Origin of the sequence: Bradyrhizobium sp. CCGB12 (assembly GCF_024199845.1) — a bacterium.
Lineage (GTDB): Bacteria > Pseudomonadota > Alphaproteobacteria > Rhizobiales > Xanthobacteraceae > Bradyrhizobium.
In genome coordinates, this window is record NZ_JANADO010000001.1 from 973294 (window position 1) to 986336 (window position 13043).

General features: G+C 63.9%; 11 protein-coding genes. All 11 read left to right on the forward strand.

Annotated features, from left to right (window positions below):
* Window positions 1-8 precede the first annotated feature (8 nt).
* The 11 genes from NLM27_RS04515 to NLM27_RS04565 all read left to right on the forward strand — a co-directional run bounded on the left by NLM27_RS04515 (window position 9) and on the right by NLM27_RS04565 (window position 13039).
* Window positions 9-1448 (forward strand): extracellular solute-binding protein, encoded by a 1440-nt coding sequence (locus NLM27_RS04515; protein WP_254142201.1) that lies wholly within the window; start codon window positions 9-11, stop codon window positions 1446-1448.
* A gap of 129 nt (window positions 1449-1577) precedes the next feature.
* The gene (locus NLM27_RS04520) at window positions 1578-2504 is read left to right on the forward strand and encodes a carbohydrate ABC transporter permease (RefSeq protein WP_254148750.1); all 927 of its coding nucleotides are present in this window, start codon (window positions 1578-1580) and stop codon (window positions 2502-2504) included.
* Window positions 2505-2520: 16 nt separating this feature from the next.
* Complete coding sequence (locus tag NLM27_RS04525) at window positions 2521-3378, forward strand: carbohydrate ABC transporter permease (RefSeq protein WP_254142202.1); 858 nt, start codon at window positions 2521-2523, stop codon at window positions 3376-3378.
* A gap of 5 nt (window positions 3379-3383) precedes the next feature.
* Entirely contained in the window at window positions 3384-4490 is a 1107-nt protein-coding gene (locus NLM27_RS04530; RefSeq protein WP_254142203.1) for an ABC transporter ATP-binding protein, read from the forward strand.
* A gap of 16 nt (window positions 4491-4506) precedes the next feature.
* Complete coding sequence (locus NLM27_RS04535; protein ID WP_254142204.1) at window positions 4507-5622, forward strand: ABC transporter ATP-binding protein; 1116 nt, start codon at window positions 4507-4509, stop codon at window positions 5620-5622.
* Between the two features lie 2 nt (window positions 5623-5624).
* On the forward strand, window positions 5625-7205 hold the full coding sequence (locus NLM27_RS04540) for an FGGY-family carbohydrate kinase (protein ID WP_254142205.1): 1581 nt from the start codon (window positions 5625-5627) through the stop codon (window positions 7203-7205).
* Complete coding sequence (locus tag NLM27_RS04545; protein WP_254142206.1) at window positions 7198-8238, forward strand: 2-hydroxyacid dehydrogenase; 1041 nt, start codon at window positions 7198-7200, stop codon at window positions 8236-8238. Before NLM27_RS04540 ends, NLM27_RS04545 begins: the two co-directional genes overlap by 8 nt.
* A 19-nt stretch (window positions 8239-8257) precedes the next feature.
* Window positions 8258-9001, forward strand: a complete 744-nt coding sequence (locus tag NLM27_RS04550) for a class II aldolase/adducin family protein (RefSeq protein WP_254142207.1) — start codon at window positions 8258-8260, stop codon at window positions 8999-9001.
* Window positions 9001-10509: a glycerol-3-phosphate dehydrogenase gene (locus NLM27_RS04555; RefSeq protein WP_254142208.1), complete on the forward strand. Its 1509-nt coding sequence runs from the start codon at window positions 9001-9003 to the stop codon at window positions 10507-10509. Before NLM27_RS04550 ends, NLM27_RS04555 begins: the two co-directional genes overlap by 1 nt.
* A 158-nt stretch (window positions 10510-10667) precedes the next feature.
* Window positions 10668-11999 (forward strand): extracellular solute-binding protein, encoded by a 1332-nt coding sequence (locus NLM27_RS04560; RefSeq protein WP_254142209.1) that lies wholly within the window; start codon window positions 10668-10670, stop codon window positions 11997-11999.
* A gap of 152 nt (window positions 12000-12151) precedes the next feature.
* On the forward strand, window positions 12152-13039 hold the full coding sequence (locus NLM27_RS04565) for an ABC transporter permease subunit (RefSeq protein ID WP_375142228.1): 888 nt from the start codon (window positions 12152-12154) through the stop codon (window positions 13037-13039).
* The last annotated feature ends 4 nt before the right edge of the window (window positions 13040-13043 follow it).

A 13043-nucleotide genomic window follows, 5' to 3' on the forward strand; every position in this document is an offset into this window, starting at 1 on the left:
GGTAACTCATGTACGATCGCGAGAAGAATCTGTTCGATTCCTACGCTGCCAAGCGCATCAGCCGGCGTGATCTGCTGGACGGTGCCGCAAAGCTCGGCATTGCCGGCGTTGCCGCCAATTCCGCCTACGTTTCCGCGATGTCGCGGGCCATGGCAGCGGACTTCAACTGGAAGGCCTATAGCGGCAAGACCGTCAAGCTGCTGTTGAACAAGCATCCCTACGTCGATGCGATGATCGGCGATATCGAAGCCTTCAAGACGCTTACGGGGATGAACCTCGCCTATGATATTTTCCCGGAGGACGTCTATTTCGACAAGGTCACGGCGGCGCTGTCCTCGAAGTCGGACCAGTACGACGCCTTCATGACCGGCGCCTACATGACCTGGACCTACGGTCCGGCCGGCTGGATCGAGGACCTCAACGCCTACATCAAGGACCCCGCGAAGACCAATCCGGCCTTTGCTTGGGACGACGTTCTGCCCGGTCTTCGTTCGTCAACGGCGTGGGATGGCGTGGCAGGCTCCGAGCTCGGCTCGGGCAAGGCCAAGCAATGGTGCATCCCGTGGGGCTATGAACTCAACAACATCACCTACAACCGCAACATCTTCGACAAGGTCGGCGTCAAGCCGCCGAAGAACCTTGACGAGATGCTCGAGGTTGCCGCGAAGATCACCAAGGATGCAGGCGGGCCTTATGGCGTCGGCGTTCGCGGCTCGCGCTCCTGGGCGACGATTCATCCCGGTTTCCTGTCGGCCTATTCGAATTTCGGCCAGAAGGATTTCGTGATGGAGGGCGGCAAGCTGAAGGCCGCCATGAACACCAAGGCCTCCAAGGAGTTCCACGAGAAATGGGTCAAGATGATCCAGACCTCGGGGCCGAAGAACTGGTCGACCTACACCTGGTACCAGGTCGGCACGGACCTCGGCGCCGGCGCCTCCGGCATGATCTTCGACGCCGACATTCTCGGCTACTTCATGAACGGCGGCGAGAACAAGGAAAGGGGCCATCTCGGCTACGCGCCCTTTGCCGCAAATCCGGCCGCCAAGGCGCCGACGCCGAACGTCTGGATCTGGTCGCTCGCGCTCTCCAGCTTCTCCAAGCAGAAGGACGCGGCCTGGCTGTTCATGCAGTGGGCAGCTTCGACCGAGCACGATCTGTTCGGGGCCCGCAAGATGGATTTCGTCAATCCGGTGCGCGCTTCGGTTTGGAAGGACAGCGAATTCCGCGATCGTATCGCGAAGTCCTATCCGGGCTATCTCGAACAGCATGATATGTCGTCGCCGGGTGCCAAGATCTACTTCACCGCCCAGCCCCTGTTCTTCGACCTGACGACGGAATGGGCCGCTTCCCTCCAGAAGATGGTGGCCAAGGAGGTCAGCGTCGATGAGGGGCTCGACAAGCTTGCCGACAGCATCAACCGTCAGCTTAAGCAGGCAGGTCTTGGTTGAATCGGCCGTGCTTGACGCCTTGCGTGGCGCCTCATTCCTCCGCGCCACGCCGACCCGCCGGTTCGGAGGGCCCACCCGATCCGGGCCGGCGGTGTTGAAGCCAATGCGTGATCGCGTATCATCATGAGCATGGTCCAATTGTCCCCGACGAATGTGCTCCCGCGCCGCACCACGCGGCTGCGCGGGCGCATGCTGCCCTACTTGCTCAGCCTGCCTGCTCTGTTGGTGTGCATCGCCATCCTCGTCCCCTTCGTGACGGCGGCCGTCTATTCGCTTCAGCGCTACCGGTTGAACCTGCCCTACCTTCGCGGCTTCATCGGGGTCGATAACTACATCGACTTTATTTCCGATCCCGCCTTCTGGAACACGCTTCGCATCTCGCTCACCTATACCGCGTTGACGGTGGTGCTCGAGCTGCTGCTCGGTCTCGGCATTGCCCTGTTGCTGCGGCGCCCGACGCGCTTTCACAACGCCGTATCGATCGCGCTGCTGCTGCCACTGATGACGGCGCCCGCAATCGCGGCGCTGATGTGGAAGCTCATGACCAATCCGAGCTTCGGTATCCTGTCCTATCTCGTAAGCCTGCTCGGCGTGCATGACTTCAAATGGGCGTCCGATCCCTCGACCGCACTGTTCACGGTCGTGCTGGTCGATGTCTGGGTCTACACGCCCTTCATCATGATTCTGCTTCTGGCGGGCTTGCGCTCGTTACCGCGGCAGCCGTTCGAGGCGGCGGCGCTCGACGGGGTGCCGGCAAGCTTCGTGTTCTTCCGCATCACGCTGCCGATGCTCGCGCCCTACATCATCACTGCCTCGCTGTTTCGCCTGCTGGATTCGATCCAGCAGTTCGACATCATCTATGCGATGACGCAGGGCGGCCCCGGCGACCGGCTGATGGTGTTCCAGGTCCAGGCCTATCTCGAATTCTTCCAATACACCAATGTCGGACGTTCGGCGGCGCTGCTGATGATCTTGTGGCTGATCACCAATATCCTGTCGAATATCTTCATCAAGAACTGGCTGCGGCTGCGGGCGCGCGCCCACGGCCACGCGTGAGGAAGGGGAGGCGGCGATGGATCATTCCAGTCGCACGGGTCGCATCTTCCGCGGCGTGGCGCTCACGCTCGTGCTCATCTTCTTCATGTTTCCGATTTTCTGGATCTTCCTGATGTCGTTCCAGAGCAACGAGCAGATCCTGCGGATTCCGCCGCACATTCTGTTCGAGCCGACGCTCGCCAATTACCAGGCGCTGATCTCGGGACAGCTCCGGACCGCCGCCGGCAATCTCGAGATATCCTTCATGCGCAACCTCGTGAACAGCTTCGCGCTGTCGAGCGCCGCCGTGGTTCTGGCCTTGTTGCTCGGTGTGCCCGCGGCCTACGCCTTCGCGCGGTTCAAGTTTCGGCTCGGCGAGACCATCGCATTCACGCTGTTGTCGTTTCGCTTTGCTCCGCCGCTGCTGGTGCTGCTGCCGCTGTCGCTCTACTATCAGCAGATCGGCCTCAACGACACGTATTTTGGCATTGTCTGGGTCTACCAGCTCATCGCGCTGCCGCTGATCCTGTGGATCGTGCGCGGCTATTTCGAGGACATCAGCCCCGACATCGAGCATGCCTATCGTCTCGCCGGCCATACCTGGCGCGAGGCGTTCACCCGGATTGCAGTGCCGCTCGCCGGCCCCGGTATCGCAGCGGCGGGTTTGCTCTCCTTCATCTTCTGCTGGAACAACTTCGTATTCGCTCTGATCCTGGCCTCGGCCGACAAGCAACCGGTTACGGTGGGCGCGCTGGCATTCGTCACCGCGTCCGGCATTCAGTACGGCCAGATCGCGGCGGCGATCGTGCTCTCCGTCACGCCGACCCTGCTGCTCGCGCTCTACGCGCAGCGCTACCTGGTCGAAGGCTTGTCGCTCGGCGCGGTGAAGGGCTGAAGGCCATGGCGCGTCTCGAACTCAACTCCGTCGGCAAGTCGTTCGGTCCGGTCCGCTGCGCCGACAATCTTTCGTTGGCTGTCGAGCCCGGTGAAATCGTCGCAGTGTTCGGTCCGTCCGGCAGCGGCAAGACCGTGCTCTTGCGCATGATCGCCGGCATGTTCGAGCCTGACGAAGGCGACATTCTGGTCGGCGGTCAGTCGATCGTGGGTGCTCCGCCCGAGCGGCGCGGGATCGGCATGGCCTTCCAGAACTTTGCCCTGTTTCCCCATATGAGCGCCCAGGCCAATATCGCAAGCGGCTTGCGTGCCAAGGCGGGCGCCGCAGAGGTGGCGGCCCGGGTCAAGTCGATTAGCCGGCTCCTGAAGATCGAGCATGTACTGGGCCACATGCCCCGCGAATTGTCGAACGGGCAGAAGCAACGCACCGCGCTCGCACGCGCCCTGATCGGCAATCCGGACGTGCTGCTGCTCGATGATCCCTTGCGCAACGTCGATGCCAAGCTTCGCTACGAGATGCGGCTCGAATTGCCGAGCCTGTTGCGGCGGAGCTCGGCCGCCGTTCTCTATATCACCCAGGACTATCGCGAGGCGATGGCGATTGCCGACCGCATCGCGGTCCTGGTCGGCGGTCATCTGATGCAGGTCGCGCGTCCCGAGGAGATTTATGCCAGGCCCGCGTCCGTTGCCGTCGCGCGGCTGTTTGGCGATCCCAGCATCAATCTGGCCGAGGTCGAGCCGGTCGCCGCTCAGGGCTGTCTCAGCGCGCAGGTGGCGGGCACGTCCGTTCGGCTCGATGCCGCCGATCGTGCGGCGATCGATCACGGTCCGTGCTGGCTCGGTGTGCGTCCGGACGATCTCGTCATCACCCGCCAGGCGGGCGAGAATGCCATTCCGGCGCGCGTCGTCGCGATCACGCCGATGTACGAGAAGGCCGTGCTGCTGCTGCGCTTCGCCGATGGATCCGAATGGCTGGCCGCCCTGCCGCAGAATTCAGCCATGGCGAGCGCGGAAGACAGCGTCTTCGTTCGCTTTGCGCCAGAGGCGGCGCTCTTGTTCGACCGCGCGACGGGCCTGCGCATCGAATTGTCGCATCGGCGGCAGGCGGCATGATGAGACCGGGATAACCATGGGCACGCTCGAGATCAAGAACGTCGACAAGGTCTACCGGAGCCGCGGCAAGCCACCGGTCCATGCGGTGCGCGCGCTGGATATGGAGGTCGGCAAGGGGGAGATCGTCGCGCTCCTGGGCTCGTCGGGCTGCGGCAAGACGTCGACCTTGCGGATGATCGCGGGCTTCGAAAGCGTTACCTCGGGGACGATCACGCTCGGCCAGCGCCGGATCGACGAATTGCCGCCGGCCAGGCGCAAGGTGGCGATGGCCTTCGAAGGCTATTCGCTCTACCCGCCGCTGACCGTCCGCGAGAACATCGCCTTCGCCCTGAAGGCGCAGCAGCTCTCGCATGGTGAGATCGCGCGCCGGGTCGAGGCGATCGCGCTGCTGGTCGAGATCTCGGATATCCTGGATAGCTATCCGCGCTCGATCTCCGGAGGGCAGCAGCAGCGTGTCTCGCTGGCACGCGCCCTCGTGCGCGATGCTGATCTGTATCTGTTGGATGAGCCGATGGGCCAGCTCGAGCCGCAGCTCCGTGCGGTCTTGCGCGGGCGGATCAAGGGATTGCTCGCCGAGCGCGGGATGACGGCGATCTTCGTCACCCACGATCAGACCGAGGCGAGCGCGCTCGCCGACCGTATCGCGGTCATGGAAGACGGCGTGCTTCAGCAGTTCGCCAGCGAACGGGAGTTGAAGGATCATCCGGCGAATCTGTTCGTTGCGAGCTTCATTGGCGAGCCGCCGATGAACCTGCTCGACACCGAGGTCGCTCGGGCCGATGGCGGCTTCCGTCTCTCGTTCGGTCCGGATCTCGCGCTCCGGCTCGACGGGCGAACGCTGGACGCGGCCGCGGGCCGCGCGCTCGAGCAGAGTGCGCGCCTCCGCGTCGGCATCCGCCCGCAGAAGATTTCCGTCGGCAGCGGGGATGTGCGTGTGCGCGTCGTATCCAACCAGTGGCTGGGCGACCAGTCGCATGTTGCAGGCGAATGCGACGGCCGCCTCCTCATCGCGGTGACGCCGAACAAGATCGCAGCGCGACCCGGAGATATCCTTCCCTTCGCGCTGGAGGCGCGGCACCTCCACCTGTTCGGCGCCGACGGCAACTGCATTCGCCACGCGGAGGCAGCCTGATCATGAGCACTTCGACGGGCCGCGACGTCATCATCGGCATTGATGCCGGCACCTCCTTGATCAAGACGGTCGCGTTCACGCGCGATGGCCGGCAGCTTGGCGAATGCTCGCTGCCGAACAGCTACACGACGTCCGCCGGGGGACATGTCGAGCAGGACATGTCGCGGACCTGGAAGGATACCGTTGCTGCGCTGCGCGGCCTGGTGGCAGCCGTCCCCGATCTCGCCTCGCGGCTCGCCGCCATCGCCGTCACCGGGCAGGGGGATGGCACCTGGCTGATCGACGATGACGGCCGCCCCGTCGCGCCGGCATTGCTCTGGCTGGATTCCCGGGCTGCCGGTCTCGTCGAGGGGATTCGCGATAGCGAGCGCAACGCGGCGCTCTACCGGCGGACGGGCTCGGGGCTCAACGCCTGCCAGCAGGGGCCGCAACTGGCCTGGATGCAGGCGCATGCGCCCGAGCGCCTGTCGCGCGCCCGCACGGCCTTTCATTGCAAGGACTGGCTCTATTTCCTGCTCACCGGCGAGCGCGCGACCGACCCGTCGGAGGCGACCTTCTCCTGCGGGGATTTCCGCAAGCGCCGGTTTGATGCGGAGACGGCGCGTCTGATCGGCATCGCCGATTGTGTGACTCTGTTTCCCGACGTCGTCGATGGCGTTGTGACCACGCACCCGCTGAACGCCGGCGCGGCGCTCGAGATCGGTCTGCCACAGGGCGTTCCGGTATCGCTCGGCTATGTCGATGTGATCTGCAACGCGTTGGGAGCTGGCCTCTACGATCCGGCGCCGGATGTCGGCTGCACCATCATTGGTTCGACCGGCATGCATATGCGGCTGGCACCAAGCGCCGAAGCTGTGGTTCTCAATGCCGAGGCGACCGGCTACACCATGCCGTTTCCGGTCCCCGGTCACTATGCCCAGATGCAATCGAATATGGCGGCGACGCTGAACATCGACTGGCTGTTGGATCTCGCGCGCGACCTGCTCGCCGCCGAGGGTGTTGCGCGCTCGCGCGCCGAACTGATCGGGAAACTCGATGACCGGGTCATGCAGGCGCATCCCGGCGAGCTCCTGTTCCATCCCTTCATCTCCGATGCCGGCGAGCGCGGCCCATTCGTCGCGCACGAGGCCTGCGCGCAGTTCCTGGGCTTGCGCACCCGCCACGGCTATTGGGATCTGATGCGTGCGGTGATGGAAGGGCTCGCCTTCGCCGCCCGCGATTGCTACGCCGCCATGGGCGCGCTGCCGCGTGACGTGCGTATCACCGGTGGCGCAGCGCGCAGTCGCGCGCTCGGCGCCATCCTCGGTGCTGCGCTCGAATGCAACGTCCGTGTCTGCAGCCGCGCCGAGGCGGGAGCCGCGGGCGCCGCCATGATCGCGGCGGTGGCAACCGGCCTCTATCCGGACATGACAGCCTGCGCGGATGTATGGGTGCGGCCGTATCTCGCTGCTCCGCAGACGCCGGACCCGGCATTGGCGTCGCGCTATGCGCGGCTATTTCCGGCCTATCTGGATGCCAGGCTCGCGGCGCGGCCGGTCTGGAAGCAACTCGCGGCCGTGCGTGCGGGAGCCGGTCATGCCTAGCAAGATTGCTATCGTCGGTGACCGCTTCATGTTGCCGAAGGTCTTTGCCGAACGGATCACGGCGGCCTGCAGCAACGCCATCGACATCCGCGTTTTGGAACAGCCCTGGCCGGACGAGCCGATGGAACATGGCTATGCCGGTTCCAAGCTCGACGGGTTGAAGGAGTTCATGGGCGATCCCGATGAGGTCGTGGACTTCATCGGCGACGCCGCATTGCTGGTTACGCACCTTGCCCCGATCTCGCGATCGATGCTCCAGCGTCTGCCGAACCTCAAATTCATCGCGGTCTCGCGCGGTGGGCCCGTCAATATTGACATGCAGGCCGCGCGCGACCGCAAGGTGCTCGTGGTCAACACGCCCGGCCGCAATGCCAGCGCGGTAGCCGAGTTCACCATTGGCGCCATTCTGGCCGAAACGCGCCTGATCCGCAGCGGGCATGAATCCCTGCGTGCCGGCGAATGGCGCGGTGACCTCTATCGCGCCGACCGCACCGGACGCGAGCTTGGCGAGATGACCGTCGGCATCGTCGGCTATGGCGCGATTGGCAGTCGCGTCGTGAAGCTGCTCAAGGCGTTCGGCTGCAAGATCCTGGTGGCGGATCCATACGTCCAGCTCAGCGCGCAGGATCGCAATGACGGCGTCGAGCACGTCGGCTTGAGCGAACTCTTGGCGCGCGCCGACGTCATCAGCCTGCATGCGCGCGTGACCGCGGAGACCACCGGCTTCATCGATCGCGCGGCGCTGGCTCAGGTCAAGCCGGGCGCCATCTTGATCAATACGGCGCGTGGACCTCTGGTCGACTACGAGGCCCTGTTCGATACGCTGTCTGCCGGGCCGCTCGGCGGAGCCATGCTCGACACCTTTGCGGTGGAGCCGGTGCCGGCCGACTGGCCGCTTCTGCAGCTGCCCAACGTCACGCTGACACCCCACATTGCAGGGGCTTCCTTGCGCACCGTCACCATTGCTGCCGATCAGGCGGCGGAAGAGGTTCGCCGCTATCTCGCCGGCGAGCCGCCACTTAATCCGTGCTGAAGACGAAAGGTATCTTGCCATGACCCGTGAGGAGCGACAGTTGCGCGAGGCGATCATCGCCAAGTGTCGGTGGATGAACGCATCGGGCCTCAACCAGGGAACATCGGGCAATATCTCGGCCCGCTACAAGGACCGGATGCTGGTTACGCCGTCCGCGACGCGCTATGACGCGATGAAGCCGGAAATGATCGCCTCGATGCCGCTTGAAGGTGATTACGGCGCCTGGGATGGGCCGTTGCAGCCGTCGACCGAATGGCGCTTTCATCTTGACATCATGCGCGGCCGCCCCGATGTCGGCAGCGTCGTCCACACCCATTCGACCTATGCGACCGTGCTGGCGATCGCGCGCAAGCCGATCCCGGCCTGCCACTACATGATGGCCGCATTCGGCGGCAATGACATCCGCTGCGCCGGCTACGCCCGCTACGGGACGGCGGAACTGTCCGAGTTGGCGCTCGCCGCGCTCGAAGATCGCAACGGCTGCCTGCTTGCAAATCACGGCATGGTCGCGGTCGGCGCAAACCTCGACAAGGCGATGTGGCTGGCGGTCGAGCTCGAGACCATCGCTCGTCAATATTATCTCTCGCTTGCGTTGGGATCGCCGCACATTCTCAGCGCAGCCGAGATCGCGGACACCGCGAAGGGGTTCTCGACCTACGGCCTCCAGCAGTCCGGGGCTTCCAAGGCGAAGCCGGGCAAGGCACGCGCACCTGCAAAGGCGGCAGCGCGACGACGGATCGAGAAGAAGCGCAGCAGGATGTGATGACGGAGACTGCGCCGCACGCGGGCAGGGATCATGGGCTGGTCGACATCGCGATCATCGGCGGCGGCATCAACGGAGCCGGCATCGCGCGCGATGCGGCAGGCCGCGGCCTGAAGGTCCTGTTGTGCGAGAAGGACGACTTTGCCGAAGGCACGTCGTCGCGCTCGGGCAAGCTTGTTCACGGTGGGCTGCGCTATCTCGAATATTACGAGTTTCGCCTGGTCCGCGAGGCCCTGATCGAGCGCGAGGTCCTGCTCGCCTCCGCGCCGCACATCATTTGGCCGATGCGTTTCGTGCTGCCACATTCGCCGGAGCAACGGCCGGCCTGGCTCGTTCGAGCCGGCCTGTTTCTCTATGATCATCTCGGCGGACGCAAGCGGCTGCCGTCGAGCCGGGGTCTCGATCTCACACATGCGCCGGAGGGCGCGCCGCTGCGCGCAGAATTCCGCCATGGCTTTGAATATTCCGATTGCTGGGTCGATGACGCCCGGCTCGTGATCCTCAATCTGATTGACGCCGCGCGCAACGGCACCATCATCCTGCCCCGCACCCGCGCCCTAAGTGCGCGCCGGGAAGGGGATGTATGGCAGCTGGAGATGCGGGGCGATGACGGCGGCACCGAGATCGTCCGGGCGCGCGCACTGGTCAATGCGGCGGGGCCGTGGGTTCAGGACGTCGTGCAGGGTGTCGTCGGGCTGAATTCGTCGCACAGCGTGCGGCTAGTCAAGGGCAGCCATATCGTGGTGCCGAAATTCTGGAGCGGAACGCAGGCCTATCTGCTCCAGAACGAGGACCGTCGCGTCATCTTCGTCAATCCTTACGAGAAAGATCTCGCGCTGATCGGCACGACGGACATCTCCTATGGTGGCCGCGCGGAGGATGTCGCGATCGACGACAGCGAAATCGCCTATCTGCTCGCCGTGTTGCGCCGTTACTTTCGGACCCCGCCGGATGCGCGGGAGATCGTCCATGCATTTTCCGGCGTCCGGCCGCTTTACGACGACAACGCGCAAAACCCCTCCGCGGTGACGCGCGACTATGTTTTCGAGGTTCATGGCGCGCAGGGCGTGCCTCCGCTGCTCTCGATCTTCGGGGGCAAGATCACGACCTACCGCCGGCTCGCGGAACATGCGCTGCAACGTCTTGAGCCATGGTTTCCGAAGATGTCGCCGGCCTGGACGGCGCGACAGAAGCTGCCGGGTGGCGACATCGGCAATGACTTCGATGCCTTCGTCGTCGAGCTGGCGCGCCAATATCCCGACCTTCCGCGCAAGCTGGTCCATCACTACGCGCGCCTGTACGGCACGCGGGCGCGCGAACTGCTGGGTCCGGTCCGCGTCTCGGCCGATCTCGGCCGGCATTTCGGTGGCGACTTCTACGAACGCGAGGCCGCGTTTCTGCGCGAGACGGAGTGGGCCAGGGAGCCCGCGGACTTCCTGGATCGGCGTACCAAACATGGCTTGCACCTGACGGCGGCACAACAGGACGCCTTTGCCGGCTTCATTTAAGCCGCCGTCGGCACGCCCCACGGAAGCAGGCCCGCCGCCACCCGGCATGCCCACGGGCAAGAAGCAGCTGATCCCTCTTTCATCATCTCGACACATATGTCATTATAGAAATACAAATGTATAAGCTGGGCTTCCTGCCCGGCGACGGGAGGCTGCGGATGGGTAGGAAAGTCGCATTCATTGCGGCCTTGTTCGGGGCGTTGGTGTTGGCTGCTCCGGCACAGGCGCGCGTCGAGGTGCAGTGGTGGCACGCCATGAGTGGCGTCTTGGGCGACCGGCTCAATGAGCTGGTTGAGAAGTTCAACGCGTCGCAGGACAAGTACACGGTCGTCGCGGTCGCCAAGGGCAATTATGACGAGGTGACCAACGGGGTGATCGCCGCCTACCGCGCCAAGCGGCCGCCGGAGATGGTGCAGATCGCCGAGCGTGGTTACATGACGATGCTGCTCTCGGGGGCGGTTGTTCCCGTGCAGGACCTGCTGGAGCAGAAGGGCTACAAGGTCGACTTCTCGGATTTCATCAAGCCGGTCGCGAGCTTCTGGAGCTACAAGGGGCGGATGTCGGCAATGCCGTTCAACTCGTCGACGCCGATTTTCTGGTACAACAAGGATCACTTCCAGAAGGCCGGCTTCGACAAGCCGGCTGACACCTGGCAGGAGCTGGAGAGCCAGCTTTATGCCATCAAGTCGAAGGGCATCAGCGACTGCGGCACGGTGCTGCCCGGCGATTTCTACTGGAGCCTGCTTGAAAACTACAGCGCCATCAACAACCAGCCTTACGGCACACTCGCAAACGGCTTTGACGGGCTCGGTACCGAGTTCGTCTACAACAAGACGAAGGTGGTCTCGCAAGTCGCGCGGTTGAAGAAGTGGCTCGATGACGGCGTGATGCAGATCGCTGGGCAGGGCTTGAGCCCCGAACAGTTGTTCACGTCGGGACGGTGCTCGACCTTCGTCAATTCGACCGCGTCGCACGGCAATATCGAGCGCAATGCGACCATCAAGTGGAGCGCCACCTTCCTGCCGCACGAGAGCGATATCAATCCGCCCCTCAATAGCACCATCGGTGGCGGCGCCATCTGGGTGCTGAAGGGCCACACGCCGGAGCGATACGAGGCGGTGGCGGCCTTTCTGAACTTTGTCGCGCAGCCGGAAACGCAGGTGTGGTGGCATGGCGCAACCGGCTATGTGCCCGCCACGAACCGTGCCTATGCGCTTGCGCGAGAACGCGGCTACTACAAGGATCACCCGACCAGGGAGATTGCGGTGCTACAGCTTTCGCGCGGCACGCCGAACGAGAACTCGCGCGGCTTCCGCTTCGGCAATTTCGTGCAGACGATGCTGGCCCAGCGCCAGGAGGTGGAGGCAGTCTTTGCTGGTCAGAAGCAGCCGCAGCAGGCGATGGATGACGCGGTCAAGAGGGGCAACGAGATCTTGCGGCAATTCGAAAAGCTCAACGCCGGGAAGACTCCCGAAACCGAGCGTCCATGACGTTGCGCCTGTCTATCCCTTGGCGTGATGCGCGCGCCGCCCCCGCGCTTCAAAGAAGCCGCGGGGGTGTCCAGACCAAGGTCGGGCCGGCTGCGGTAGCCAGCCGATCCCGACTGTCGGGGAAGGCGCGTCGTCCCGCGCAAGAGGCAGGATTGAAGCGCGCCAATTTCGGCGACGGCGCCGGCCTGCCCACGCTGCTTCTGCTGCCGCAATTGCTGATTCTCCTGTTCTTCTTCTTCATCCCGTCGCTGCGGGCGCTGACGCAATCCGTTCTCCTCAGTGATCCCTTCGGAACCAACGTCCAGTTCGTCTGGTTTGACAATTTCAAGGCGCTGTTTGCGAGCGGCGAATATCGCCAGTCGATCGCGGTGACGTTCTGGTTCACGGTGGCGCAGAACGTACTCACGCTGGGGAGCGCGCTGGTGCTTGCCTTTGCCACCGACAGGATCGTGCGCGGCCGCTCGATCTATCGCACGATCATTCTTTTGCCGTATGCGATTGCGCCCGCGATCGCCGGCATCCTGTGGGCCTTCCTGTTCAATCCGGCGGTCGGCCCGCTCGCGCAGGTGCTGCACAGTTTCGGTATCGCGTGGGATCCCAACCTCAATCCAACCGACGCGCTGATTTTGGTGACGCTCGCAGCGTCATGGAAGCACATCTGCTACGACTATATCTTCCTGGTCGTAGGTCTGCTTGCGGTGCCGGTATCGCTGATGGAGGCCGCCGCGGTGGACGGCGCCGGTCCTATCAGGCGCTTCGTCTCGATCGCGCTGCCGATGCTCGGGCCTACGATCTTCTTTCTCGCCGTGATGAACTTCATCTACGGCTTTTTCGAAACCTTCGCCATCATCGATGCCGTCACCAAAGGCGGCCCGGCCGGGGCAACCAACATTCTGGTCTACAAAGTCTTCGTCGACGGTTTCGTCAATCTCGACCTCGGCTCTTCGGCCGCGCAATCGGTTCTGTTGATGAGCTTCGCGCTGATCTGCACGCTGCTGCAATTCCGCTACTTCGACCGCAAGGTCAACTACGGGGTCTAGCCGC